The sequence below is a fragment of the Flavobacterium galactosi genome (assembly GCF_048158585.1).
Classification (GTDB): domain Bacteria; phylum Bacteroidota; class Bacteroidia; order Flavobacteriales; family Flavobacteriaceae; genus Flavobacterium; species Flavobacterium galactosi.
This window is the reverse complement of sequence record NZ_JBLNKV010000001.1, coordinates 1-25,805: the sequence shown is the minus strand read 5'-3', so window position 1 is coordinate 25,805 and position 25,805 is coordinate 1. Positions and strand designations below refer to the sequence as shown.

22 protein-coding genes are annotated in these 25,805 nt (G+C 34.7%); 15 read left to right on the top strand and 7 right to left on the bottom strand.

All coding sequences use genetic code 11. The features are described 5' to 3' along the window. Nucleotides 1-84: 84 nt before the first annotated feature. Both ACM55M_RS00110 and queA read left to right on the top strand, forming a co-directional pair. Entirely contained in the window at nucleotides 85-1,308 is a 1,224-nt protein-coding gene (locus tag ACM55M_RS00110) for a 3-phosphoshikimate 1-carboxyvinyltransferase (protein WP_416855434.1), read from the top strand. A 149-nt stretch (nucleotides 1,309-1,457) separates the two neighbouring features. Continuing rightward, nucleotides 1,458-2,507 (top strand): tRNA preQ1(34) S-adenosylmethionine ribosyltransferase-isomerase QueA, encoded by a 1,050-nt coding sequence (queA, locus tag ACM55M_RS00105; protein ID WP_416837137.1) that lies wholly within the window; start codon nucleotides 1,458-1,460, stop codon nucleotides 2,505-2,507. Between the two features lie 190 nt (nucleotides 2,508-2,697). Here the strand turns inward: queA and ACM55M_RS00100 are convergent, their stop codons facing one another. Then, nucleotides 2,698-3,432 carry an SIMPL domain-containing protein gene (locus tag ACM55M_RS00100; RefSeq protein WP_416855433.1) on the bottom strand — a complete coding sequence of 245 codons (735 nt, stop codon included), beginning with the start codon at nucleotides 3,430-3,432 and terminating at the stop codon, nucleotides 2,698-2,700. Between the two features lie 189 nt (nucleotides 3,433-3,621). Here ACM55M_RS00100 and kynU point away from each other — a divergent pair, with 189 nt between their 5' ends. Both kynU and ACM55M_RS00090 read left to right on the top strand, forming a co-directional pair. Then, the gene (kynU, locus tag ACM55M_RS00095) at nucleotides 3,622-4,896 is read left to right on the top strand and encodes a kynureninase (RefSeq protein ID WP_416855432.1); all 1,275 of its coding nucleotides are present in this window, start codon (nucleotides 3,622-3,624) and stop codon (nucleotides 4,894-4,896) included. 101 nt (nucleotides 4,897-4,997) lie between these two features. Continuing rightward, nucleotides 4,998-5,444: a YMGG-like glycine zipper-containing protein gene (locus tag ACM55M_RS00090; RefSeq protein WP_416855431.1), complete on the top strand. Its 447-nt coding sequence runs from the start codon at nucleotides 4,998-5,000 to the stop codon at nucleotides 5,442-5,444. 76 nt (nucleotides 5,445-5,520) lie between these two features. Here the strand turns inward: ACM55M_RS00090 and ACM55M_RS00085 are convergent, their stop codons facing one another. Beyond that, nucleotides 5,521-7,053 carry a cryptochrome/photolyase family protein gene (locus ACM55M_RS00085; protein WP_416855430.1) on the bottom strand — a complete coding sequence of 511 codons (1,533 nt, stop codon included), beginning with the start codon at nucleotides 7,051-7,053 and terminating at the stop codon, nucleotides 5,521-5,523. After that, nucleotides 7,050-7,697 (bottom strand): flavin reductase family protein, encoded by a 648-nt coding sequence (locus tag ACM55M_RS00080; protein WP_416855429.1) that lies wholly within the window; start codon nucleotides 7,695-7,697, stop codon nucleotides 7,050-7,052. The genes ACM55M_RS00085 and ACM55M_RS00080 overlap by 4 nt, the downstream gene beginning before the upstream one ends. Before the next feature lie 160 nt (nucleotides 7,698-7,857). Here ACM55M_RS00080 and ACM55M_RS00075 point away from each other — a divergent pair, with 160 nt between their 5' ends. Both ACM55M_RS00075 and ACM55M_RS00070 read left to right on the top strand, forming a co-directional pair. Continuing rightward, complete coding sequence (locus tag ACM55M_RS00075) at nucleotides 7,858-10,248, top strand: penicillin acylase family protein (RefSeq protein WP_416855428.1); 2,391 nt, start codon at nucleotides 7,858-7,860, stop codon at nucleotides 10,246-10,248. A 62-nt stretch (nucleotides 10,249-10,310) separates the two neighbouring features. After that, nucleotides 10,311-11,648 carry an FAD-dependent oxidoreductase gene (locus ACM55M_RS00070; RefSeq protein WP_416855427.1) on the top strand — a complete coding sequence of 446 codons (1,338 nt, stop codon included), beginning with the start codon at nucleotides 10,311-10,313 and terminating at the stop codon, nucleotides 11,646-11,648. 52 nt (nucleotides 11,649-11,700) lie between these two features. Here ACM55M_RS00070 and ACM55M_RS00065 read toward each other — a convergent pair whose 3' ends face one another. Continuing rightward, a complete protein-coding gene (locus ACM55M_RS00065; RefSeq protein ID WP_416855426.1) occupies nucleotides 11,701-13,221 on the bottom strand; it encodes a helicase HerA-like domain-containing protein in 1,521 nt (506 codons plus the stop codon). Between the two features lie 374 nt (nucleotides 13,222-13,595). Between ACM55M_RS00065 and ACM55M_RS00060 the strand changes: the two genes are divergently transcribed. From ACM55M_RS00060 to ACM55M_RS00030, 7 genes are all read left to right on the top strand, one after another. Continuing rightward, complete coding sequence (locus ACM55M_RS00060) at nucleotides 13,596-14,414, top strand: MotA/TolQ/ExbB proton channel family protein (RefSeq protein WP_416855425.1); 819 nt, start codon at nucleotides 13,596-13,598, stop codon at nucleotides 14,412-14,414. A gap of 76 nt (nucleotides 14,415-14,490) precedes the next feature. After that, complete coding sequence (locus tag ACM55M_RS00055; protein WP_416848955.1) at nucleotides 14,491-15,105, top strand: ExbD/TolR family protein; 615 nt, start codon at nucleotides 14,491-14,493, stop codon at nucleotides 15,103-15,105. A gap of 15 nt (nucleotides 15,106-15,120) precedes the next feature. Then, nucleotides 15,121-15,669, top strand: coding sequence for an ExbD/TolR family protein (locus ACM55M_RS00050; protein ID WP_416855424.1), 549 nt, complete (start codon nucleotides 15,121-15,123; stop codon nucleotides 15,667-15,669). Nucleotides 15,670-15,708: 39 nt separating this feature from the next. Continuing rightward, the gene (locus ACM55M_RS00045) at nucleotides 15,709-16,503 is read left to right on the top strand and encodes an energy transducer TonB (protein ID WP_416855423.1); all 795 of its coding nucleotides are present in this window, start codon (nucleotides 15,709-15,711) and stop codon (nucleotides 16,501-16,503) included. A gap of 233 nt (nucleotides 16,504-16,736) precedes the next feature. Next, on the top strand, nucleotides 16,737-17,660 hold the full coding sequence (locus ACM55M_RS00040) for a PstS family phosphate ABC transporter substrate-binding protein (RefSeq protein WP_416855422.1): 924 nt from the start codon (nucleotides 16,737-16,739) through the stop codon (nucleotides 17,658-17,660). A gap of 17 nt (nucleotides 17,661-17,677) precedes the next feature. Beyond that, nucleotides 17,678-19,348 carry a tetratricopeptide repeat protein gene (locus ACM55M_RS00035; RefSeq protein ID WP_416855421.1) on the top strand — a complete coding sequence of 557 codons (1,671 nt, stop codon included), beginning with the start codon at nucleotides 17,678-17,680 and terminating at the stop codon, nucleotides 19,346-19,348. 255 nt (nucleotides 19,349-19,603) lie between these two features. Continuing rightward, nucleotides 19,604-20,236: a 7-carboxy-7-deazaguanine synthase QueE gene (locus ACM55M_RS00030; protein ID WP_416855420.1), complete on the top strand. Its 633-nt coding sequence runs from the start codon at nucleotides 19,604-19,606 to the stop codon at nucleotides 20,234-20,236. Between the two features lie 207 nt (nucleotides 20,237-20,443). Here the strand turns inward: ACM55M_RS00030 and ACM55M_RS00025 are convergent, their stop codons facing one another. Both ACM55M_RS00025 and ACM55M_RS00020 read right to left on the bottom strand, forming a co-directional pair. Next, on the bottom strand, nucleotides 20,444-20,986 hold the full coding sequence (locus tag ACM55M_RS00025) for a YfiT family bacillithiol transferase (protein ID WP_416855419.1): 543 nt from the start codon (nucleotides 20,984-20,986) through the stop codon (nucleotides 20,444-20,446). A gap of 25 nt (nucleotides 20,987-21,011) precedes the next feature. Next, the gene (locus tag ACM55M_RS00020) at nucleotides 21,012-21,719 is read right to left on the bottom strand and encodes a class I SAM-dependent methyltransferase (protein WP_416855418.1); all 708 of its coding nucleotides are present in this window, start codon (nucleotides 21,717-21,719) and stop codon (nucleotides 21,012-21,014) included. An 84-nt stretch (nucleotides 21,720-21,803) separates the two neighbouring features. On the opposite strand from ACM55M_RS00020, the gene ACM55M_RS00015 reads away from it, so the two are divergent. Next, nucleotides 21,804-22,298, top strand: coding sequence for a YkgJ family cysteine cluster protein (locus ACM55M_RS00015; protein WP_416855417.1), 495 nt, complete (start codon nucleotides 21,804-21,806; stop codon nucleotides 22,296-22,298). A 65-nt stretch (nucleotides 22,299-22,363) separates the two neighbouring features. Here ACM55M_RS00015 and ACM55M_RS00010 read toward each other — a convergent pair whose 3' ends face one another. Next, the gene (locus tag ACM55M_RS00010) at nucleotides 22,364-23,581 is read right to left on the bottom strand and encodes an exo-beta-N-acetylmuramidase NamZ family protein (protein ID WP_416855416.1); all 1,218 of its coding nucleotides are present in this window, start codon (nucleotides 23,579-23,581) and stop codon (nucleotides 22,364-22,366) included. Between the two features lie 112 nt (nucleotides 23,582-23,693). On the opposite strand from ACM55M_RS00010, the gene ACM55M_RS00005 reads away from it, so the two are divergent. After that, on the top strand, nucleotides 23,694-24,929 hold the full coding sequence (locus tag ACM55M_RS00005) for an ABC transporter permease (RefSeq protein WP_416855415.1): 1,236 nt from the start codon (nucleotides 23,694-23,696) through the stop codon (nucleotides 24,927-24,929). The last annotated feature ends 876 nt before the right edge of the window (nucleotides 24,930-25,805 follow it).

The window sequence follows — 25,805 nt, the reverse complement described above, 5'->3', positions numbered from 1 at the left end:
TATGAATTATGGATTATGAATTGTGAATGAGGAGTAGTAAATTGCGACCCTGAATTATTTAACTCATAACTCATAATTAAAAACATGAATTTACTGTTACAAACTTCCCATTCCAATTTACAAGCTCAAATTGCTGTTACTGGCTCAAAAAGTGAAACCAACCGACTGTTATTGTTACAAGCGTTGTTTCCCAATATTACTTTGGCCAATACTTCCAACTCAGATGATAGTGAAGTAATGCAAAAAGCATTGAAAGGGAACGAGGAAATAGTTGATATTCATCATGCGGGAACTGCAATGCGTTTTCTTACGGCTTATTTTGCGGTAAACGAAGGTCGTGAAGTGGTTTTGACTGGTTCACAAAGAATGACAGAGCGTCCAATCAAAGTTTTGGTGGAAGCATTGGAGCAATTGGGGGCGAAAATCTCCTACGAGAAAGAAGTAGGTTATCCGCCTATTCGAATCAAAGGACAGAAAATCACTGCTTCTAAGGTTAGTATTCCGGCAAATGTAAGCAGCCAATACATCTCAGCATTGTCATTAGTGGCACCAAAATTAGAAAATGGGATTGAAATTACTTTAGTCGGTGAAATCACTTCTGTTCCATATATCAAAATGACCTTGGCTTTGTTGAATGATTTAGATATCAAAACCAGTTTTATAGGAAATGTGATTACGGTTTATCCAAAACAAGACGTGGAATCGAAAGTAATGACCGTAGAATCCGATTGGAGTTCTGCTTCCTACTTTTTCAGTTTGGCTGCTTTAGCGGATAACGCTGCTATTTCATTGACGAGTTATAAAGCAACTAGTTTACAGGGCGATTCCGGTTTGGTTGAAATCTATAAGCAAATGGGCGTTGATACCCTTTTTGAAGAAAATAAAATGACGCTTACCAAACAAGCGGACTTTATACCTCAAACAGTAAATTTTGAACTTAACAATACGCCTGATATTGCGCAAACGATAGTAGTTACTTGTCTTGGATTAGGAATTGGTTGTCACCTTACAGGTCTTCACACGTTGAAAATTAAAGAAACGGACAGACTCGAAGCGCTTAGAATTGAGCTAACAAAATTAGGAGCGAATATCTCCGTTACGAATGACAGCTTGACGCTTGTGGCTTCAAACGACATCAATCACAATGTGCCAATCGCTACTTATAACGATCATAGAATGGCAATGGCATTTGCACCTTTAGCTTTAAAAGTCCCAATAATTATCGAAAACGCCGAAGTGGTTTCCAAATCATATCCTGATTTTTGGAACGATTTAAAAAGTCTAGGCTTCGAAATTTCAGAAAAATAAGAGTTGTAAAGACTAGTGAATCAGCTGCTTTTGAAAATAAACAGCAAAACACTTGACAACGCCTATCTCACAATCGTATATTTGCACACGATTTAAAATTATGAACTCAAAACTCATAATTCATAATCCATAACTCATAACTTTATCAAATGAAATTATCACATTTTCAATTCGATTTACCAAAAGAACTTCTTGCCGAATATCCAGCTGAAAACAGAGACGAATCACGTCTAATGGTTATTGATCGTAAGAAGCAAACCATAGAACATAAAATGTTCAAAGATGTTATCGATTATTTTGATGACGGAGATGTTTTAATTCTGAATAATACCAAGGTTTTTCCAGCACGTTTGTATGGAAACAAGGAAAAAACTGGAGCAAGAATCGAAGTTTTTTTACTTAGAGAATTAAACTCTGAGCAAAGACTTTGGGATGTTTTGGTTGATCCGGCACGTAAAATCAGAATTGGAAACAAATTATATTTCGGAGACGACGATTCCTTAGTTGCTGAGGTTATTGACAATACCACTTCTCGTGGAAGAACATTGCGTTTTCTTTACGACGGTTCTTATGAAGAATTCAGAAATAAATTGACAGAACTTGGAGAAACACCAATCCCAAAATACATTTCAAGAGACGTAACTCCGGAAGATGCGGAACGTTACCAAACTATATATGCTAAAGAAGAAGGAGCTGTTGCGGCGCCAACTGCAGGATTGCACTTCTCTAAACATTTATTGAAAAAACTGGAAATCAAAGGAATAAAATTTGCCGAAGTAACGCTTCACGTTGGTTTGGGAACTTTCAACCCGGTTGAGGTTGAAGATTTATCAAAACACAAAATGGATTCTGAGGAATTAAAAATTACTCAGGAAGCGTGTGATATCGTTAACGATGCCAAAGTGAAAAAGAAACGTATTTGTGCGGTAGGAACCACTTCTATGCGTGCTGTAGAAAGTTCTGTTTCATCACAAAGTACGCTAAATCCTTTTGACGGTTGGACAAATAAATTTGTTTTTCCTCCTCATGATTTCAGTATCGCGACGTGTATGATTACGAATTTTCACACACCAAAATCTACTTTATTAATGATGGTTTCAGCATTTTGCGGACATGATTTAATGAAAAGAGCCTATGCAGAAGCAATCAAAGAAGGATACAAATTCTATTCTTACGGTGATGCCATGTTGATCATTTAATCTGAATTTATTTCAGATTCTAAATAATAAAATCTCGTCAGCAATGGCGAGATTTTTTTTTGGGTGTGTCCCGCTGAAAAAGCGGGTCGGGCTGTACGCTGTATCTTTATTTTCTTAAAGAAAGAAAATAAAGGATGTCGCTTCCATCCCTCACACGAACCAATTTCGGTATAATTCATGATTTGGATTCCTAATTTACTTGATAAACCAGTTTTACTGTAATATTAGCAGTTTTGTTTTTGGACTGCGTATTAAAAGATCCTCCATAAGAAAAATCTTCCGATGAGTTTTGACCCGTTATTTGGAACACACCCATATCCGATTTTTTTAAATTCCCAAGATTTGCATCCGCATTTTCGGCTATACTTTTAGCTCGGATACTTGCGTCTTTTGTAGCTTCGGCAATCATTTTTATTTTCAACTCCGCTAACTTGGTATAATAATATTCAGGAGGATTCGAATAAAATTCCACACCGGAATTAATCAATTCACTTGATTGTCTTGATATTTCTTCAATTTTATTCACTTCCTTAGATTGGATGCTCACACTTTGAGTCAATGTGAAGCCGGTAAAAATTTGTTGTTTTGTAGTTCCATTTTCATTAAAAACAGTCTGGAAATCTTTATTAAAATTCACTGCCGAAAACACCATTTCAGTCGGAGCAATTCCTTTGCTTGATAAGTAGCTTTTTATTTTTTCTCTGTCGGCATCAAGTGACGCATAAGCTTCTTTCAAAGTGGTACTTTTTTTAGAGAAAGAACCGCTCCACACTATTAAATCCGAAACAAAATCTTTCTTACCTAAACCAGTCACACTGATGGTATCGTTGCTCTTATTTCGATTCTGGAAAGCATTCGAAAATAAATACGCTGAAATCACAACTGCCAGCGAAAGAATAATAACATTCAAATTGTTTTTGAGCATAGCTACGTTTTTTATATTCAATCAAATATAATCAAATAACGATTTTGTTTCCAATTCAGTATACTATAGATGAATTATTTTTATTTCGGGAAATACTTATTTTTTTAACTCTTGTCTTTTAGTCAGTCGACTAAAAGTCTTTTCTCTATCAGTCTTTTTTTAGTACTTTTACCAAACAAAATACAAACAATGACTTTCGAAAATACCCTTGAATTTGCAAAACAACTTGATTCACAAGATCAGTTAAATAAATACCAAGATGAATTTCTTTTTCCGCAGGTAAATGGAAAAAAGGTAATTTATTTCACAGGAAATTCATTGGGTTTACAGCCTAAACGGACCAAAGAGTATGTAAATGAGGTAATGAATGATTGGGCGAATTTGGCTGTTGAAGGCCATTTCTACAGTGAAAAACCATGGTGGGATTATCATGAACGTTTTGCTAATCCGTTGAGTAAAATTGTTGGAGCGTTACCAAGTGAAGTGACTGTGATGAATACGTTGACCGTCAACCTTCATTTGTTGATGGTTTCCTTTTACCGTCCTACAAAAACCAGATATAAAATTATTTGCGAGGAGAAAGCATTTCCTTCCGACCAATATATGTTTCAAAGTCAGGTTCATTTTCATGGGAATACACCCGAAGATGCTATTGTTGAAATCAAGCGCCGCAAAGGCGAACACAATATTCGTTTAGAAGACGTGTTGTCCAAAATTGAAGAGGTAGGTGAGGAGTTGGCTTTGGTTTTAATAGGTGGAGTCAACTATTACACTGGACAAGTTTTCGATATGAAAACCATCACTGCCGCTGGTCATAAAGTGGGCGCTTATGTTGGTTGGGATTTAGCCCATGCGGCTGGAAATATAAAACTGGAATTGCACGAATGGAATGTAGATTTTGCTGCGTGGTGTAGCTATAAATACATGAATTCAGGACCCGGAAATGCTTCAGGATGTTTTATTCATGAAAAACACCATAACAATTCGGAGTTGCCAAGATTCGCCGGTTGGTGGGGACACAATAAAGAACGTCGTTTCAAGATGGAGCAAAATTTTGATCCGATTCGTGGGGCAGACGGTTGGCAAATAAGTAATCTTCCGGTACTTTCTCTTGCGCCTTATTTGGCGTCAGTAGAAATGTTTGACGAAATAGGAATGGATGCTTTAATCTCAAAAAGAGATAAAATCACCTCGTATTTAGAATTTATTCTGTACGAAATAGATAAAGAAGTAGCCAGTAACTTTGAAATCATTACGCCTTCAAATCCATCAGAAAGAGCTTCACAATTATCAGTATTGCTTCATGGGGAAGGCCGTAGTTTATTTGATTATTTAATGGAGCAAGGTGTAATTACCGATTGGCGCGAACCAAATGTAATTCGATTAGCCCCCGTTCCATTGTATACTACTTTTGAAGACATGTATCGTTTTGGACAAATTCTAAAAGCAGGAATTCTTAGGTAACCGTTCCCATAATTATATAAGAAATAGTCTGAATTCTATAAGTTTTGTTGGAAGGTTTAAGTGTTTCTTTGTAGAATTATAAATTCTGAAAATTTAAAATCATGAAAAAAATATATTTTATCATATTGTCTGCTGTTATTGTTTCCTGTCAAAATCAAGGAAAAATGGAAATTCAAAAAGCGAAACAAGTTAGTATAGACTCCATGAAGCAAGTTAGTGCTGATTCCATGACTGCGGAATTTGAGAAGCAAAAAGTCGTCGATTCAATGCAAATTGAAATGGCTAAAGTTGAAGAAGCCAAGATAGTAACCCAAAAAGAAGTTGTTGTTGTCAATCATCAAGCAGCAGCTAACACAACCACTACCACTACAACAAAAAAGAAAGGTTGGAGTGGAGCTGCAAAAGGAGCCGTTATTGGAGCTGGAGTTGGAGCCGTTACTGGAGCAATTATCAGCAAGAAAAAAGGTCAAGGAGCAATAATTGGTGGTTTGGCAGGAGCAGGAGTAGGAGCAGGAACCGGAGCTATTATTGACGGAAGCAAAAAATAATAAATAGATTGTTATAAAAAAAGAGTGTTTAAGTTCTAATCGAATTTAAACACTCTTTTTTTGCGACTATTTCCGCTTAAAGAGAATCCATATCTTCAATAATGGAATGAGCCTTTACTTTGATTTTATACAATTCTTCGGGATTCATTTTATTCAATAAATTCAGCATCATTCCCATGCGTTGGTTCCCTTTGAAATACTCTTTTTTTTCATCCAGAAAATTCCAGTATAAGGCATTAAACGGGCACGCCTTTTCTCCAAATTTTTCTTTTACATTGTAATGGCATTTTGTACAATTATTACTCATTTTATTGATATAACTTCCAGAGGAAACATACGGTTTAGTGGCAATAATTCCACCATCGGCATATTGGGACATGCCTCTTGTGTTGGGCATTTCCACCCATTCAATAGCATCTATATAAACGCCTAGATACCATGCGTCTACTTCGTCAGGATGGATTTGTGTCAGTAGCGTAAAATTCCCTATCACCATGAGGCGTTGAATATGATGTGCGTATGCTTCATCTAAACTTTGATTGATAGCATGACTCATACAATTCATTTTGGTTTTACCCGTCCAGAAAAAATCCGGTAACTTGTTATAGTTTTTCAAAACATTCATTTGAGCATAATTGGGCATTTCTTTCCAATAGATTCCTCGAATGTATTCCCGCCAGCCTAGAATTTGACGCACAAATCCTTCTACTTGCGAGAGTGTTATTTTAGCTTCATTCTCATGATAAAAAGAAATAACGGTCTCGATGACCTCTTTTGGCGAAAGCATTTTACTGTTCATCGCAAAAGACAAACGAGAATGGAAAAGAAATTTTTCTTCGGTATGTATCGCATCTTCATAATCCCCAAAATATTTCAGCAGATTAATACAGAAGTAATCTAAGACCTCCAGCGATTGCTTACGTGAAGTGGGCCAGCTGAAATTATTTTCATCGAGATTTCCAAAAGTGATTATACCAGCTTGATTTATTTGAGCTACAATTTCAGAAGCATTCGAATGAAAATTTTTTTCCGAAGGGACAGGGACTTCACCTTTGTATTTTTTACGATTAGCTGCATCAAAATTCCATTGATTTCCCAAAGGAGCTGATCCATTCATTAAGATATGATGTTTTTTACGCATGTTGCGATAGAAATTTTCCATCAACAATAACTTCTTTCCTTCAAAAAATTGGGAAAGTTCGTGACGCGTGGTATAAAAATGTTCAGAGTCAAAAGCTTCTGAATTTATTCTTAGATTAGAACAAATTGTTTTTAATTGTTGGTCCAGTCGGTATTCGTCAGGTAGCTGGTATTCGAATTTTTCGATTTTGTGTTTTTCGATACAAACGGCAATGATTTTTTCTAAATCCTGGGGATTATCAGGATCTGTAATTTGAAAATAAACGGCTTGGTGGCCCTGAGCCTGTATCGTTGTGTAAAAAATCCTCATCGATAGAAAAAACGCCACTACTTTCTGGATATGATGCTTTACATAATCCGTTTCTTGACGCATTTCGGCGATAACGTAAATAATATTTTCGTCATTTTTCTGAAACCAGGAATGCTTTATATCTAGCTGATCGCCAAGGATTAAACGAAGTGTCCTCATATTTGTTTTTTATAAAAGGAAGCGGTGGGAATTTCTTTTCGGGCGTATTGAAAACGATCTACTAATTTGGGTAAACAATACCCGTCAAGCCCATTTAGCGCCACAACATTTGCTTTATCAATCTGCAACCAACCATCTTTGTGTTCCAATTCTTCTTCAAAAAACAAATTTTCTATAGAAGCGATAATGTGAATGGTATCATTTTCCTTGATATAATATTCATTTACATATTTGCAATACAATTGAACGGGACTTCCTTTTACGAAAGGAATTTCAATATCATTTTTATATTCTTCTTCAAGATTGGTTTTATCAAATTCTGAAATGCCTATTTCATAATTTGCAGAGGTGTGATGCGCATCTTCAATCATGTCAACGGTTATGTGGTTAACAGTGAAATGCCCAGTTTCTTTAATGTTTTTGTAGGTGTCTCTGGGAACAGTTGTAGGTCTCATTATAAATCCAATTAGTGCAGGATTGCTGCCTAGATGAGTTACGCTGCTAAAAATGGCCACATTAGGTTTCCCATCAATGGATTTTGTAGCAAGTAAATTGGCAGATTTATATCCGGTGCATGAATTGATTAAGTTCAATTGTGCGATTTTCTCCATTTGAGAAATGGCGTCTTTAGAAATGTGCTTCATGTCTTTTTAAATTTAGAACAAATATACTTTTTTGTTTAATAAAATTTAAAATAAATTAAACAAAATAAATGTATTCGGCATTTTTACATTCAAAAGCAATGGGAAATAAATTTAAAATAACTTCCAAATCCTATATATTTGTTTACCAATTTATCCAAAAATGAAAAAACTTAAAAAAGTCCTTCTCGTTTTACTTTCGTTAACAGTGATTGTAATAATGGCTCTAATTGTTTATGGTTTTTATTTAAAACCTAAATATGAGGGTGAAGTGAGACTAAAAAACATTCAGAAAGAAACAACAGTTTATTTTGATGAATTTGGAGTGCCTCATATTTACGCCAATAGTTCCAAGGACGTTATGGAAGCTTTGGGTTATGTGCATGCGCAAGACCGATTGTGGCAAATGGAATTGATGCGACGCATTGCTTCGGGACGATTATCGGAGATTTTTGGTTCGGTAACATTGAAAAACGACAAGTTTTTTGCAGGACTCGGAATCGAAGAAGCTTCTGCAAAAGCGATTGCTACGTTGGATAAAAATAATCCGAGTTATCAGTTGACGATGGCTTATTTGGATGGAATCAATCAATATATTGAGGAGGGAAAAACGCCAATAGAATTCAGTTTACTTGGGGTTAAGAAAGAGAAATTTACCATAAAAGACGTTTATAATATTTTTGGATACATGTCTTTTAGTTTTGCAATGGCTCAAAAAACAGATCCTTTACTGACGGATATTCGAAATAAATATGGAAACGATTATCTAAAGGATTTTGGCATTGATAGTTCTTTTAATACGACCCGAATAAAAAATGCCGAAGAATCTCCACAGGAATATAGCGCTATTGCAAAGTCTATCGAGTCACTTTTAGATCAATCGCCAATTCCTCCATTTATAGGAAGTAATAGTTGGGTTATTGCGCCCAAGAAAACTAAAAAGGGGAAAGTTATTTTTGCCAATGATCCTCATATTGGTTTTTCAAAACCTGGAACTTGGTACGAAGCGCATTTGGTAACTCCAGATTTTGAATTATATGGCTGCTATTTGGCTGGAACTCCTTTTCCTTTGTTGGGACACAATCGCGAATATGCCTATGGGTTGACGATGTTTGAAAATGACGATATTGATTTTTACCAAGAAGAAAATCATCCAAATGATGCGGCGGCTTACAAAGCACCAAACGGTTTCAGGACGTATGAAATTAGAAAAAAAATGATAAAAGTAAAAGATAGTGTTGCTCTAGTTTTGAATGTAAAAGTGAGTCGCCATGGTCCTATAATGAATGATTTGATTGCCGGGTTAAATAAAAATAAGCCCATTGCGATGTCCTGGATTTATACCCAACAACCCATCCAGATACTCGATGCGGTATACAGACTTTCTCATGCTAAAAGTATGGCCGATTTCCACAAAGGCGTGGCTTTGATAGCGGCGCCGGGATTGAATATCATGTATGGTGATGCCAAAGGAAATGTGGCTTGGTGGGCAACCGGGAAATTATACAAACACAATAAAGGAGTAAATACTAATTTTATTCTGGATGGTGCAAATGGTAAAGATGATGTTGCTGAATATTTGGATTTCTCCAAAAATCCTTCGGCGGTGAATCCAAATTGGAATTACGTTTATTCGGCTAACAATCAGCCAGAACCCATAGACGGGTTTTTATATCCAGGCTATTATCTTCCCGAAGACCGAGCCAAAAGAATTACACAATTGTTAAACCGAAAATCAGATTGGGATAAAAAATCGGTGAGCAAAATGATTTTTGACAATACGTCATCAGTCGCTCCAGAAGTGGCTGCGATTTTAATTTCGAGTGTCAATTATAATACACTTTCTAAGAATGAAAAAGAAGCGATCGATATTCTGAAAATTTGGAATGGATCGAATAATCTTGGCGATGTAGCACCAACGATTTATAATAAATGGGTTTATTTGTATTTGAAAAATACTTTTGAAGACGAACTTGGAGAAGTTAATTTTAAGCAATTTCTGGGAACACATATCATGAAACAAATAATTGCGAAGCAAATGGCTAATGAGGTCTCCCTTTGGTGGGACAATATTGCCAGCAAAAACAGAAAAGAAACCAGAAGCCAAATCCTGTCACAATCGTTTAAAGAGGCTGTTGCAGATTTAGAAAAACAATTGGGAAATTCAGTTCCGGCTTGGACTTGGAATAAAGTGCATACTTTGGAACATCAACATCCATTGGGGAAAATAGCGGCACTGAGAAAATTTTTCAATGTGGGACCTTTTGAAGTTTCAGGTTCAAATGAGGTAATCAATAATCAAATGTTCGCATTTTCAGAAAATGGGGATTATAAAGTTTCAGCAGGCCCATCAACGAGAAGAATTATTGATTTTTCGGATATAGAAAACAGTTGGAGCATCCTGCCCACGGGACAATCCGGAAACCCACTGAGTGCGCACTATAGTGATCAGGCTGCGCTTTATAACGCAGGGAAATTTAGAAGAATGAAACTAAACAAGGAGGAAATTGTTAGGACTTCAACAAAATTGGTCTTCATTCCGTATAAAAAGTAATCGTTTTTAAAGTTCTTAAAATAATAAATCAGTAATTTTGCCTAACTTTTTATAAAAAATTAATGCAAACTCCCAAAAAAATAGCTGTTGTAGGTTCCGGATTAGTTGGATCTCTATTGGCTATTTACCTTCGAAAAGCAGGGCATGTCGTTCATGTTTATGATAGAAGTCCAGATATTAGACAAATTCAATTCTCCGGCCGTTCTATCAATTTAGCCATGTCTAACCGAGGCTGGAAAGCGCTGGATGGAGTTGGAGTGGGAGATGCGGTACGCGAAATTGCAATTCCTATGGACAAACGTGCCATTCATCTTGTAGACAAGCTTAATTTTCAAAATTACGGACAAGAAGGGGAGTCTATTTATTCGATTTCGAGAGGGACTTTAAACAGGGAAATGATTGATTTGGCGGAAGCCGCAGGAGCAGAATTCTTTTTCGAGCATAAAATTTGGGATGTAACCTTAGACGATGCGACTTTACATATCGGTGAAACTGAAAGAGGTGCTTGGGAAGACAAAAAATACGATATGGTTTTTGGTGCTGATGGCGCATTTTCTAGAATTCGCCACAGGATGCAACGTCAAAGTATGTTTGATTATTCACAAGAATTTTTGCCTATTGGATATAAGGAATTAAACATTCCTGCAAATTCGGACGCAACTCATAAATTAGACAAAAATTCTTTCCATATTTGGCCTCGAGGCGAATACATGTTGATTGCATTGCCTAATTTAGATGGTAGTTTTACGTGTACCTTATTTATGCCATTCGAAGGAAAAAATTCTTTTGCATCGTTAAAAAACCAAAAAGAAGTGGAAGCTTTCTTTGAAAAAAACTTACCGGACACGATTGATGTGATTCCAAAATTGACCGAAGATTTCTTCAAAAATCCAACGAGTACGTTGGTAACGATGAAGTGTTATCCTTGGACTTATGAAGATAAAATTGCCTTAATTGGCGATGCCTGTCATGCGATTGTACCTTTCTATGGACAAGGGATGAACGCTGGCTTTGAAGATATTTCGATACTTTATGAAATGATTGAAACGTACGGCGATGACTGGAAAACCATTTTTTCTGAATATCAAAAATCCCGTAAGCCTAATGCGGATGCGATTGCGGAACTTTCGTATCGTAATTTTATGGAAATGAGCTCCAAAACAGCGGACGAAAAATTCCTGTTGCAAAAGAAAATTGAAAAATCATTTTCGGATAAACATCCTGAAAAATGGATTCCGCTTTATAGCAGGGTAACTTTTAGTGATCGTCCTTATGCCGAGGCTTTAGCGATTGGGGACTATCAAAACGCTATTATGGAAGAAGTTTTAAAAATGGAAAACATTGAGAATATTTGGAATAGCGAAGTAGTTGAGAACAAGATTTTAGAGTTATTACAATAATTTTTTTGAAATACCCATCGAGCAATTTAATTCTAAATGGGTATAGTAAACTTTATTTCTTAAACATTTTTGTTAAAACGCCAAATGCGCCTCTAATAAAAGTAGCACTTGTCAATACTTTTAAAACTGATTTTCCTACAACACTTGCAGTGCTTGGCCCACTATTTTCTTCTTTCTCAGTTGCTTTTTTTTGCTCTTGTTCTGTAGCTTCCTGTTCGACAACTGCAATTTTTTTATTGAGCATTTCGTAAGCGCTTTCACGATCAATAAGCTCGCTGTATTTTTTTACCAGTTTCGATTTAGCATTGATTTCCTGAATTTCACTTTCAGTCAAAACATCCATTCTGCTCATCGGTGCGCGCATCATGGTTGCCGCAAGCGGGGTCGGAATTCCTTTTTCATTCAAGGCAGTCACTAAGGCTTCTCCAATTCCAAGACTGGTTAAGACTTCGTCAGTTTTATAATATTCCGATGTAGGATAATTATCGGCTGTTTGTTTTATCGCCTGTCTGTCATTTGCAGTAAAAGCCCTTAAAGCATGTTGTATTTTTAAACCCAATTGTGCCAAAATACCACTTGGTATATCCATGGGATTTTGGGTAATAAAATAAATCCCAATTCCCTTAGAACGAATTAGTTTTATGATTGTTTCTATTTGTTCTAATAATGCTTTGCTGGCTTCATTAAAAATTAAATGAGCTTCATCAATAAAAATAACCAGTTCAGGTTGGTCGATATCTCCTTTTTCAGGCATTTGTTGGTAGATTTCAGCCAGCAAACTCAACATAAATGTCGAAAATAGTTTTGGTTTGTCTTGAATGTCAGTCAAACGAAGGATATTAACATACCCCTTGCCATTTTCATCCATTCGCATTAAATCATTAATATCAAAAGACATTTCTCCAAAAAACAATTCAGCTCCTTGTTGTTCTAATTCAACTATTTTTCTAAGAATAATTCCGGTTGTTGAAGTGGAAATTTTACCATAATTGGCTGAAATCTCGTCTTTTCCTTCTTCAGTTATATAATTGATTGCTTTTTTGATGTCTTTAAGATCCAATAAAGGCATTTTGTTATCGTCACAATATTTAAAAATAACTGCTACTACGCCCGCTTGCGTATCATTCAATCCTAATATTCTAGAAAACAATACGGGCCCAAACTCTGATATTGTTGCGCGAAGACGAACTCCGTTTTGTTCCGATAGAGTCAATAGTTCAACAGGAAAACTTGAAACACTGTATGGGATGTTAATTTTAGCATGACGTTCAGTAATGAAGGGTTTTTCTTCCCCTTCTTTTGCAATACCGCTAAAATCTCCTTTTATATCCATCATTACTATTGGAATTCCAATGGAGGATAACTGTTCTGAAAGTACTTGAATTGTTTTAGTTTTTCCAGTCCCAGTTGCTCCGGCAATCAATCCGTGTCGATTCAATGTTTTTAACGGTATTTTTACATGGGCATCAGCCAAAGCCTCTCCGTCAAGCATGGCTCCACCCAAAATAATGCTTTCTCCTTTAGAAATATAGCCGTTATTAATGTGTTGTATAAAATCTTCTTTTCTGCTCATAATAGGGTTGAATTAAAATCATTTGTAAGGTATAAATTTTGATAATACGTATTAATAAAGTGTTAACTGCAGTTTTCCTGCTTTTTTATTGTTAATAATAAAAAAAAATATCTTTAACTGTTTCAATCTAGATTTTGAAATATTGTCTTAATATATCATAAAAAAATATATTTTTTTTTACAAAATAGCTAATTCACTTGTGAATTCTGATATAAATGTAAATTTTAAATCAGTGAATATTTGTTGGGAATAAAATTAATTATAATAAAATTAAAAAAAGTTTTTTTATTTAAACTAAAAATATAAATTTGCTCCACTACAAGTTTATTATAACTAAAAGATTAAATTATTTAAAACTATTAAAATTTAAAAAAATGGCAAACGTTAAAAAAGAAAACGGTTCAAAAGGTGGAGGAATGATTTCAGGAATCATTATTGTAGCATGTGTTTTTGTTGGATGGATAATATGGAATTTTATAATGGGTAATGGTGCTAACTTCGAAGGTGGTGTCAACACAGGTCACCCAATCCCTGGGAATTACTTAGCAATGGTATATAAAGGAGGTCCTATTGTACCTATTTTATTAGGATGTTTGTTAATGGTTATCGTGTTTTCATTTGAGCGTTTTGCAGTAATTTCAAAAGCAGCTGGTAAAGGAAATCTTGATCAGTTTATGAAAAGTGTTCAAGGAAACATTACTACAGGTGATATCGAGGGAGCTATTGCTTTATGTGATAAACAAAAAGGGTCTGTTGCAAATGCAATAAAATCAGCTTTGTTGAAATACCAAGATGTTAAAAAAGAAGGTTTAGATAGCGAAGCTGCTGCTGAAACTATCCACAAAGAAATAGAAGAAGCTACTTCATTGGAAATGCCAATGTTGGAAAAACATATGACTATTCTTTCTACATTAGTTTCACTAGGAACTCTTGCGGGTTTGTTAGGAACAGTAACAGGGATGATTAAAGCATTTGGTGCTTTGGCTGCTGCTGGAACTCCAGATCAAGCTGCACTTGCAAACGGTATTTCTGAAGCATTGATTAACACTGCAACAGGTATTGCTACTTCAGCATTAGCAATTGTAGCTTACAACTTTTTTACTTCTAAAATTGATACTTTGACTTATTCTATTGATGAGGCAGGTAATACAATTGTAAATACTTACAGACACTACAGAAGTACACAAAAATAATTAATAATTTAGTTTATAAGAAAATAGTAATCTTGTGAAAAGAACTATTTTCTTATAAATGTAAAAAAATATATTAATGGCTATAAAAATGTCCAAAAAAGCAGCGTCTATTGATATGACGGCTATGTGTGATGTGGCTTTTCTTTTGCTGACTTTCTTTATTTTGACAGCTACAGCTAAGATTCCAGAAGCGTTACCAGTAGATACCCCTGCTTCAACAGTCCAATCAAAGTTGCCGGATACGGATTTAGCAACTATTACTGTTGGAAAAGGAAAAGTATTTTTTGACTTAAAAGGTAGAGAAGTTCGTAAAAGAACACTTGAGTTGATGGGGCAAAAATACGGTGTTGCATTTACAGAAGATGAATCATCAAAATTTGCATTAATGGAGGGAATTGGTGTTCCGATTTCAAATTTAAAGCAGCTTATTGCTATGAAAACCGCTGAGCGAAGTAAAGAAGGGCTGCAACCTGGTATTCCTAAAGATTCACTTGACAATCAATTGAAAGAATGGATCTACAACGCTCGTATAGCAAATATTGAGGTCGATGACAAAGAATTACAGTTTGCTATAAAAGGTGACGCAAAAGAAGAGTATCCAGCTATATTGAAAGTTATGGATATTTTACAAGACCAAAAAATCAATAGCTTCAACTTAGTTACGGGTTTAAGAGCAAAAGAAAAAAACTAAAAAAAATACACTAAAATGGCTGAATTAAATACTGGCGACGGTGGTGGCAAAAAAGGTGGAAAAGTAAGAAGTAAAAAATCAAATTCAAAAGTAGATTTAACTGCTATGGTGGATTTAGCTTTCTTGTTAATTACCTTTTTTATGCTAACGACTACGCTATCTAAACCGCAATCAATGCCTTTGGGTTTGCCAGATAAAGAAGATGATAAAAATAAGGATAAGCCAATTAAAGTTGATGAGAACCGTACTATGACTGTATTATTAGGTGATAATGATAAAATGACATATTATATGGGTTTATTGGCAACACCAATTGCTGGTCCTAAAGATATTTCTTATGGTAAAGAAGGGATTCGTAAAGAATTATTGAAGAGAAAAAAATCAGTTTTAGAATACACCGGTAATAAAGATAAAGGAATGATTGTAATTATCAAACCAAGCAAAAAATCAAATTACCGCAATTTAGTAGATATTCTAGATGAAATGGCGATTGTTGATGTTCCAACGTATGCAATTGTAAATGATTTTACTCCAGAGGAACTAAAATTGTTAGAAGGTAAATAAGATTTATCTTATTACTTAATAACCTAATAACTAAGAAAAATGAAATTAGATATATTCACAAACCAATGGCTTGATATTGTATTCGAAGGTCGTAATAAGGCCTATGGTGCTTATGAACTTAGAAAAACAAATAACAAGACTATGGTTAAAGCTCTTGTGCTTGGTGCAATTGTTTTCGCTCTTGCTGTTAGTGCACCGCTTATCATGAGTCTTATTCCTAATTCTTCGGATGATTCTGAAGTATTAGACACTAAAATTACTACGGTAAAGTTACCGCCTAAGAAGGAAGAAGTTAAAAAAGATCTTCCACCACCTCCACCACCTCCACCAAAAGTAGATCAGGTGAAATTTGTTAAGCCAGTTGTAGCTAAAGCAGATGAGGTTACTGAAGAGCCACCAAAAATTGTTGAGATAAAAGATAAAAAATTAGGTGCTGAAACTATTAAAGGAGATCCAGATGCTGAATTGTCAGTTGAGCCAGTTGGTAATGGACCTAGTGAAGTAATTGCTGAAGATAATCAAATTTACAACACCGCAGGTATAGAGGTTAAACCAGATTTTCCAGGAGGAATGGATAAGTTTTACGCATATGTTGGTAAAAATTATCAAACTCCAGAAGAAGAAGGTTTAAAAGGTAAAGTTTATGTTACTTTTGTTGTAGAAAAAGATGGGTCATTGACTGATATTAAAGTAATCCGAGATATTGGTTACGGTACAGGAAAAGAAGCTATCCGTGTACTAAACAAATGTCCTAGATGGAAACCGGGAGAGCAAAATGGTAAACCAGTAAGAGTCCTTTATTCTCTTCCAATTACTATACAATCTGCAGAATAATGTTAAATAACATAGTAAATAATATTAAGAAGAAATCGCTTAAAGAGCGATTTCTTCTTGTTTTAGGAATTTTGTTTTTTCTAGTTTATCTTGTTTTAGGTTTATTGATTATCTTTATGAAGAATTTTCCTTTAACAATTCAACCAACTTATAGAATTGCATTTGGGGTCTTACTTATCGTATACTCTTCTATTAGATTCTTTCGAATTATAAATGATAATAAAAACTAGGTTATGAAAAATTATGCTAAGCTTCCGTATTTTATTATTTTTTCAGTAATTGTTTTAATGTTTGCTTGTAATCAAGCTAATAATTCAAAAGAAAAGGAAACTATACTTAAAGGCTCTACAACTATTTATGTTGATGAAACTTTAACTCCTATTGTTGAAGATCAAGTAGCCGTTTTTGAAAGTAAGTATGAAGCTAAAATAAAACTTATTCCAAAATCAGAATCTGAAACGGTTAATTCTTTGTTTAATGAAAAGGCAGCAATTGTTATTTTGTCAAGAAATTTGTCAAATAAGGAATTGAAAATTTTTGATCAAAGAAAAATTACTCCTAAAGTGACTGTATTTGCTACAGACGCAGTCGCTTTTATCACTAATAAAAATAATAATGATACTATTGTAGCGTTAAAAGATGTTATTAGTTTTATGCAAGGAAGGCCAGTTGCTTCCATTAAAGGATTGGTCTTTGATAATCCAAATTCAAGCACAGTTAGGTATATGAACTCACTTGCAGGATTAAAAGCAATACCTGAAAAAGGTGTTTTTTCATTTAAAACTAATGATGAAGTTATTAAATATGTTTCTGAAAATGAAGGGATGATTGGGGTTGTAGGGGTTAATTGGCTTTCTCAACCTATGCCAACGATGCAAAAATATGTTGATAATGTAAATACTTTAGGAGTAATAGGAGATAAAAGTGATAAGTCCTACACTCCTTCCCAAAATAATATAGCCGAAGGTAAATACCCTTTGGCACGCGATTTGTATATAATCAATTGTCAAGGATATTCAGGTTTAGGAATGGGCTTTGCTTCATTCGTTGCAGGGGATATTGGACAAAGAATAATTTTAAAATCTGGTTTGCTTCCTGTTCGTATACCCGGCAGGAATATTAAAATTAGAAAACAAATTGAAAACGATAAAAAATAAATTAACTACAATTAAAGATGAATAAATTTAAAATTTTTAGTGTTGCTTTATTGGCTTCGGTAACCGTAAGTCAAGCTCAAGATTTGAATCAGGCAAAAAAAGCAATTGACGCAGAACAATTCGATAGTGCAAAATCGATTTTAAAATCAATTATAAATACTAAACCATCTAATGGAAAAGCTGCTTTTCTTTTAGGCAACGTCTATCTTACGCAAAACGTATCAGATAGTGCTAAAATCTATTTTCAAAAAGGATTGAGTGGTACTGAAGGAGCTAAACTTAATTATATTGGATTAGGTCAATTAGATTTAGACAATGGAAATGTTGTTGCTGCACAAGCTAATTTTGCTTTGGCTTCCAAAGATGTGAAAAAGAAAGATGTAGAAGAATATATCTACATTGCTAAAGCTTATATGGCTGCGAACAAACCTGATTATAAAAGTGCACTATCTGTTTTAAGCAGAGCCAAGATTAATAATCCACAAGATGGGCAAGTTTTACTTGAACTAGGAAATGCTTTTTATGGGGATAAAAATCAAAATGAAGCTTACGTAGCATATCGTGATGCTTTTCAAGCAGATCCAACTTTGATAAGAGCCAAAATGCAGTTAGGTGTATTGCTTAAAGGAGCTAAAGCATATACTGAAGCCGTAAAAGCTTATGATAATGTTATCGCTACAAATGCTAACTACGGGCCAGTTTATCGTGAATTAGCAGAGACATATTATTTATGGGGAAGAAATGAACCCTCTAAAAGTAAAGAATACCTACAAAAAGCATTGAATTATTATGAGAAATATATGAGTCTAACAGATTATTCTTTGGCTTCTCGTATGCGTCATGCTGACTTTTTAATCTTAGCAGGTGACTACAAAGCATTGGAAATTGAAGCTAATAAAATGAAAGAATTGGATAAAGTTAATCCTAGAATTTTACGTTATTTAGGCTTTGCAGCATATGAAAATGGAAATGCTGATGTTGCAATTCAATCATTAGAAAGTTTTATAGCAACTCCTACTAATAAAGTGCTTGCTGTAGATTATCAATATTTAGGTTTTGCTAAAATTAAAAAATCAATAGGTGCTGATGGTAAAACTATAGACCCTGTTCTTTTTAATAAAGGGATTTTAGATGTTAAGAAAGCGGTTGAAATGGAAATTACAATCACTAATAATCTAGCAGATCTTGGAAAAAGTTTGTATGAACAAAAACTATTCAAAGAAGCAAGTGCGATTTATGAAATTGCAGTAACAAATAAAGAATCTAGAAATTATTTACTTGACAATTTTTATTTAGGAAACTCATTATATTATGACAATACTAGAAAAGATGTTGTGAAACCAGATCCTATTGCGTTGCAAAAAGCTGACATAGCTTTTGGAAATGTTATCGAAGCTTCTCCTGCTACTCAAGATGCTTATATCTTTAGAGCAAGAACTAATAGATTACTTGAAAAAGATGACATGATGGTGAAATATTATGAAGACTACATCAAAGTTGTTACTGAAAAAGGACCTGAAGAGTTAGAAAAAAAGGCAGTAAAAGCTAAAGTTATAGAGTCTTATAATAACTCGGCAGCAAGTTATGCTAATACAAACAAAGCTAAGGCTATTGAATACTTTAGCAAAACACTTGCACTGGATCCAACAAATGAGTATGCTACTAAATCATTGCAAACTTTGAAATAAACGAAATTTTTTAAATACTAAAACCGATAGCTCCTAAAGAACTATCGGTTTTTTTTTGAGCATGATCGTTAGGATTAGTTGGGGTGATCAGGCCCGCTATTCGCTTTATCTTTTTTAGGTCAAAAAAATTCCCTAAAAAAGGATGCCGTTTTTATCGGGGCTAGTAGCTGTTATTAGTGGTTTTTAGCAAGCATTTACCAAATATCAAATTAACTCATTTTCAAATTAACTATCTTTGCACTTTAAAATTAAATAATGTTATCAAAAGAAATACAATTAGAAGTTAATAAAGGCGCAATGCTTCCATTGATGGAAGAATTTTACACCATTCAAGGTGAAGGATTTCATACAGGAACAGCCGCATACTTTATTAGAATTGGCGGATGTGACGTTGGTTGTCATTGGTGTGATGTTAAAGAAAGCTGGAATGCCGAATTACATCCTCCTACTGGAATTGATGTGATAGTTTCTAATGCAAGCAAGTATTCAGAAACTGTTGTGGTTACTGGTGGAGAACCTTTAATGTGGGATATGACTTTGCTAACGCAAAATCTAAAAGGAAAAGGTAGAAAAGTTCACATAGAAACTTCAGGAGCATATCCATTAACGGGAATTTGGGATTGGATTTGTTTGTCTCCAAAGAAGAATAAATTGCCAACGCAAACGGTTTATGATAATGCACATGAGTTGAAAGTAATCATTTATAATAAACACGATTTTATTTTTGCTGAAGAGCAAGCCGAGAAAGTGAATGGGAATGCCATTTTATTCCTGCAGCCAGAATGGAGTAAAAAAGAAGAAATGACGCCGTTGATTGTTGATTATGTAATGAACAATCCAAAATGGCGCGTATCGCTACAAACACATAAATATTTGAATATTCCTTAAAATTTAAACCCCAAACAACTAATTGCTGTTTGGGGTTTTGAATTAATTAATAAAGTTGACTTACAAAATATAGTTGACTTACAATTTCAGGGGAACTTATTTCTTGGAACCTATTGCCTAGCCTAGATAGAAGCGGCATCCTTTATGGTCTCATTTTTTTAATGAGACCATAAAGATATAACGGATAGCTGGAAAGAGCTCCTAAAATCACCAACCTTTTTGTTTTTTCAATTCGGTGATGTGTGCCAAATGGTGGTTTCCATGCCAAGCATAGGTTCCAATTATTTCTTTCAATTGAAATGCTGCGTTATGCTCGGGATGAATAAAGGACTTTTCTAAATTCGCTTCAGAAAGACTATTCATTAAATAAGCTAAACGAAAGTGCAACCCTTCGAGAAAAGAAAGAGTAGGCTGGATTGGCATTGTTGTATTATCATGTAATTCTGCCCAACGATCTTCATGATAGGCTTTTATTACAGGTTTGTCTTCGGTCAATGACCATTTGATTCTAATGAAACAATTCAGATGACTGTCTGCGCAATGATGAACGACTTGCCGAATCGTCCACCCATTCTGGCGGTATGGTGTCTCGAGTTGCTCCTCGGTTAAATCAATCACTTCTTTTTTTAATCGTTCTGGGAAACTTGCGATTTCTGCTATTTTATTATTAAGATATTCACTTGAATAGATTTCCGGGATGATAAATTTCCCAATAGGATAACGTAATTTTTCCAATGCTGAATTTTCCATACTATAAGTAGTCTTTATGTGTTTTCTAAATCGAAAGTTTCGCTAAGTAATCAAAATGTTCGCCTTCAAGAATCAACTCACATTGCAATCCATTGTCTAAAGCGGCATTTTGTAAAGTATTATAATCAATAAACATCCAGTCGAATGGTTTTTCCTTCTCGCCTTTGTATGAAATATTAAAAACGATTTCGCCATAATATTCATTTTGGGAAGGAATCCACTTTCCGCCGTCTTCAGCATCATCAAACATATAAATTATATCAGAACTGTCCAACAGAATTTGTCCGCCAGGATTCAATAATGTTTTTAATTTTAAAAGGAAATTGGGGATGTTTTTCAGTTTTCCGCACATTCCAGCACCATTCATCAAGAGGAGTATCGTGTCGTATTTTTCGTTTTCTAATGTCAGCACGTCCTGAACTTTCGCTTTTTTAAGTCCGCGAAGAGTACACGCATGAATAGCATTTGGAGAAATGTCTATAGAAGTAACGTCTAAATTGCGTTCATTTTGCAAAGACAAACTATGACTTCCTGCACCACAACCTACATCCAGAATTTTACCTTTGGCCAGTTGTAGCGCTTTTTGTTCCATATGTGGCATTTCATCATAAGAACGAAATAAATAAGCAACGCTCATTTCATCTTCTTCAGATATCGTGGTTTCCGTAATTAAATCTTCTGGTGAATTTTTGGTTTGAAAATCAAGTATGGCTTTGCCAAAAAGGTCTTTCATTAGAGTTGATGTGTTAATTTAGTTATTTGTTGATTTGTTTTAAGTAATTTTGCGGAAAGTTTTATCGAATAACCGAATCTGCGCATGAATACTATTTTAAACAATCTTCCTAAAGAAGCCAAAGATAAGCATATCGAAAATAAAAAGTATTTCGATAAGCTGAAAAAGAAGACACCAAAGAATTTAGATTACGTGATGCAGGATTTGCATGATGCCGAATTCAAGAAAATGGATTGTTTAAAGTGTGCAAATTGCTGTAAAACTACGGGACCTTTATTTACAGATGCTGATATTGAACGTGTTTCAAAATACCTGCGCCAAAAGCCACAACAGTTTATCCAGCAATACCTTCAAATCGATGAAGACCGGGATTATGTGCTACAAAGTGTTCCCTGTACTTTTCTGGATAATGAAAATGCGTGTATGATATATGATGTGCGTCCAAAAGCATGCAGAGAATTTCCGCATACAGATCGAAAAAAGTTTCAGCAAATTACGGATCTAACTTTGAAAAACGTAGCGATATGCCCGGCAGCTTTTAATATAGTAGAAGAAATGAAAAAAAAATTGCCATTGTAATTTAATATTTGCAATGACGTATGCGGTTCTGGCTCCCTCTCCTTTGGAGAGGGTTGGGTTGAGGATTAATATATCAAATATTTTAATCTCATTTTCTTAAACTCGCTAAGTCCTTTCTCCCAGCTTTGTCTGATTTCCTTTTCCGAAGTTCCATTTTCTATTTGCTGTTGCAGTTTTTTAGTTCCTGCTAATTTTTTAAAAAAGGGATTGAAGAATTTTGATTTATCGGTTGTGATTTGATAGGCTTTAAGTAACCATTTTAATTCTAGCTTATTTACTCTTGTCTGTGAAGATAAATCTTCTCCATAACATTCTTTGCCATTGTAAACTGGATTTTGAGCACCAAAATTTGGTTTCGGAATAAAACTAAAGTCACTTTTCGGTAAATAAGGAGAGCCATAAATTTGAAACTGTTTTTCAGTCCCTCGTCCCACACTTACATTGGTGCCTTCAAAAAGGCACAAACTCGCATATAGATTCACGGCTTGATCATTTGGAAGATTAGGCGAAGGTTTTACCGGTAAACTATAATTCATTTTGCGGTTGTAATTTGTACATGGAATTACGATCAGTTTACATTGTGCACCATTCTTTAACCATTTTTCACCATTTATCATTTGCGCATACTCACCAATTGTCATTCCATGTAACAGTGGAATTGGATGCATACCCACAAAACTGGTAAACTCTTTTTCTAGAACCGGACCGTCAACAATACTTCCGTTAGGATTTGGTCGGTCAAGAAGTATTAGCGGAATGTTATTTTCGGCGCATGCTTCCATTATATAGTGTAACGAAGAAATATAAGTATAAAATCGAGCACCAACATCTTGCAAATCAAAAACCATGATATCAATTTTGCTTAATTGCTCTAATTTTGGTTTTTTATTGTCACCATACAATGAAATAATAGGGAGTCCAGTTTTTGAATCTTTTCCATCAATTACATGTTCACCTGCATCTGCAGTGCCGCGAAAACCGTGTTCTGGTGCAAATATTTTCTGAATGTCAATGTTTTTTTCTAAAAGAAAATCTACTAAATGTGTTTTGTTGGAGAGAATTCCGGTTTGGTTAGTTACAATTCCAATTTTCTTATGCTTTAATAATGGTAGATATTTGTCATAATTATCGGCTCCAGTCTTTATTTCTATTGCTGAATTGTTTTTACTATTTTCTAAATCCGATTTTACATTTCCTCTTAAATCTTTTTTTCTAGCCGAACACGAAGTTGAAATGATTATTAAAAATATAAAACAAAGCGATAATTTGGAAAATGGTATCATATATAGGTTCAAATAAAATTAATGCCAATTAGTGTAATTCGTGTTTTAGCTGTATTTTTGGCACAAGCGACGCGAACTGGCGAAGCAAATCCAAATTAGAAATCGAATCAAATTGAATTTAGAATATTTCATAGCCAAACGACTTATCACTGCTAAAGATTATAAAAGTAGCATTTCTGCTCCAATTATAAAAATTGCTATTTCGGCAATTGCCATTGGCATGATTATGATGATTGTTTCGGTAGCGACTGGGATAGGGTTACAGCAAAAGATCCGAGAAAAGGTTTCAGCTTTCAACGGACATATCATTATTTCGAATTACGACAACAATCAATCCGAAGTCACATTAGTTCCCATTTCTAAAAAACAAGATTTTTATCCAAAGTTCACAGCTGTTCCTGGAGTAAGTCATGTTCAGGCTATCGCCAGTAAAGCCGGAATCATCAGAACTGAAACTGCTTTTGAGGGAATTATATTCAAAGGAGTGGGTAATGATTATAGATGGGACAATATAAAGGAGTATCTCGTTTCTGGAAAACTTCCTGATTTTTCAAAAAGAGTCAATCAAGACGTATTGATATCACAATTCCTAGCCAATAGATTGAATCTAAAAGTGGGTGATTCCTTCAATACATTCTTTATAAAAGAAAGTCAAAATCAATTACCCAACATCCGAAGATTTAAAATCACAGGGATTTTCAACTCCGGTTTTCAAGAATTCGATGCTACCTATGTAATAGGTGATATTCGCCACATACAGCGCATCAATAAATGGGCGCCTGATCAGGTAGGAGCTTTTGAAATTTTTGTAAATGATTTTAATAATATTAAGTCTATTGGTGAACAAGTATATGAACAAACATCGTCAACACTGGACAGTAAAACCATAATTGAAAAATACAGTTATATATTCGAGTGGCTTCAACTATTTGATTTTAATATCATCGTTATATTAGTAGTCATGATACTTGTCGCTACTATTAATATGGTCGTTGCGCTATTAGTATTAATACTCGAGCGGACTCAAATGATAGGAATACTAAAAGCATTAGGCGCCAATAATTGGTCAGTTCGCAAAATATTTCTCTACAATGCCTTTTACCTTATCGTAAGAGGGCTGTTCTGGGGGAACTTAATTGGCATTTCGTTATTGTTAATCCAGCAGCAATTCGGTATAATCCAATTGAATCCCGAAAACTACTATGTCAATCAAGCACCGGTCTATTTAAATTGGGGATACATTCTTTTATTGAATTTGCTCACAGTCGCCGTTTGTTTCCTGGTATTATTAATTCCTTCCTATATAATAACCAAAATTTCGCCAGTCAAAGCCATACGTTTTGATTAAATAGTTATTTGGGCGTTCCCCATTATAAAAAAGAGGCAATTATCAATGGGTAGTTGCCTCTTTTGTTATAATGGGTCGGGCTATCCGCTGCAAGTCCTCGTCCCGCAAAAAAAGGCGGGACTGCGGGCTTTCCGCTACTATCCCTAACGCGGGCCATCGTTTTTAGGAACTTTGTCATTTCGTCAAAGGAGAAATCTCACTCATTAGTATTTATATTTTACATTATTTATAGGACTGTCGCTTTGACAGCGTACATAGTATTCACTACCTAATATATAATGATTGCTACTAATCCTATCCATTTAGTCACCCTTTCCTTTGGGAGGGCCGGGGAGAGGAAAAAACTTTGCTGTGCAAGAGCCATGTTTTCAGCAACTTAAAACAGGTATTAAGAAAATGTTAAAAATAAGCAATTAAAAAGCTTGAAAAACGGAATAAAGAGTGTAGTTTTGCACCCGCAATGACGCAGACGTTCTTACTTAAATATTGGAAATCGAATCAAAAATAAGGCGAAAGTTTTAGAAAAAAGATTTGCGAGAAAAGAAAGAAGTAGTTATCTTTGCCGACCCGAAAGGGAGCAAGTTCATAGACAAATTGAGTAAGTGGAAACGTTGAGAAATCGAGTTTCAGAGATAAGAAAAACGGGATGAAAATTTTCAAAAAAAACTTTTCAAAACACTTGCCGGTTAAGAAAAGAAGTTGCACTTTTGCACCCGCTTTGAGAAGCACTTTAAGGAGTGCAAACCAAGCGAAAAGAGACTGAAATAAAATTCAGTTTAAATAAGCAGAACACGTTCCTAGACATATTGAATTGACAGCCGTTTTGAAAGAGATTTCAAAACAAAAGAATGAGAGTAATAGAATCGAAAGATTTGA

Bases quoted from the DNA above. Each gene is read 5' to 3' on its own strand.
- ACM55M_RS00010 (WP_416855416.1), bottom strand. From the start codon at position 23,581: ATGATACCATTTTCCAAATTATCGCTTTGTTTTATATTTTTAATAATC.
- ACM55M_RS00020 (WP_416855418.1), bottom strand. From the start codon at position 21,719: ATGAAAGACCTTTTTGGCAAAGCCATACTTGATTTTCAAACCAAAAAT.
- ACM55M_RS00050 (WP_416855424.1), top strand. From the start codon at position 15,121: ATGGCTGAATTAAATACTGGCGACGGTGGTGGCAAAAAAGGTGGAAAA.
- ACM55M_RS00080 (WP_416855429.1), bottom strand. From the start codon at position 7,697: ATGAAGCACATTTCTAAAGACGCCATTTCTCAAATGGAGAAAATCGCA.
- ACM55M_RS00055 (WP_416848955.1), top strand. From the start codon at position 14,491: ATGGCTATAAAAATGTCCAAAAAAGCAGCGTCTATTGATATGACGGCT.
- ACM55M_RS00045 (WP_416855423.1), top strand. From the start codon at position 15,709: ATGAAATTAGATATATTCACAAACCAATGGCTTGATATTGTATTCGAA.
- ACM55M_RS00075 (WP_416855428.1), top strand. From the start codon at position 7,858: ATGAAAAAACTTAAAAAAGTCCTTCTCGTTTTACTTTCGTTAACAGTG.
- queA (WP_416837137.1), top strand. From the start codon at position 1,458: ATGAAATTATCACATTTTCAATTCGATTTACCAAAAGAACTTCTTGCC.
- ACM55M_RS00030 (WP_416855420.1), top strand. From the start codon at position 19,604: ATGTTATCAAAAGAAATACAATTAGAAGTTAATAAAGGCGCAATGCTT.
- ACM55M_RS00060 (WP_416855425.1), top strand. From the start codon at position 13,596: ATGGCAAACGTTAAAAAAGAAAACGGTTCAAAAGGTGGAGGAATGATT.
- ACM55M_RS00090 (WP_416855431.1), top strand. From the start codon at position 4,998: ATGAAAAAAATATATTTTATCATATTGTCTGCTGTTATTGTTTCCTGT.
- ACM55M_RS00070 (WP_416855427.1), top strand. From the start codon at position 10,311: ATGCAAACTCCCAAAAAAATAGCTGTTGTAGGTTCCGGATTAGTTGGA.
- ACM55M_RS00015 (WP_416855417.1), top strand. From the start codon at position 21,804: ATGAATACTATTTTAAACAATCTTCCTAAAGAAGCCAAAGATAAGCAT.
- ACM55M_RS00035 (WP_416855421.1), top strand. From the start codon at position 17,678: ATGAATAAATTTAAAATTTTTAGTGTTGCTTTATTGGCTTCGGTAACC.
- ACM55M_RS00065 (WP_416855426.1), bottom strand. From the start codon at position 13,221: ATGAGCAGAAAAGAAGATTTTATACAACACATTAATAACGGCTATATT.
- ACM55M_RS00085 (WP_416855430.1), bottom strand. From the start codon at position 7,053: ATGAGGACACTTCGTTTAATCCTTGGCGATCAGCTAGATATAAAGCAT.
- ACM55M_RS00110 (WP_416855434.1), top strand. From the start codon at position 85: ATGAATTTACTGTTACAAACTTCCCATTCCAATTTACAAGCTCAAATT.
- ACM55M_RS00040 (WP_416855422.1), top strand. From the start codon at position 16,737: ATGAAAAATTATGCTAAGCTTCCGTATTTTATTATTTTTTCAGTAATT.
- ACM55M_RS00025 (WP_416855419.1), bottom strand. From the start codon at position 20,986: ATGGAAAATTCAGCATTGGAAAAATTACGTTATCCTATTGGGAAATTT.
- kynU (WP_416855432.1), top strand. From the start codon at position 3,622: ATGACTTTCGAAAATACCCTTGAATTTGCAAAACAACTTGATTCACAA.
- ACM55M_RS00100 (WP_416855433.1), bottom strand. From the start codon at position 3,432: ATGCTCAAAAACAATTTGAATGTTATTATTCTTTCGCTGGCAGTTGTG.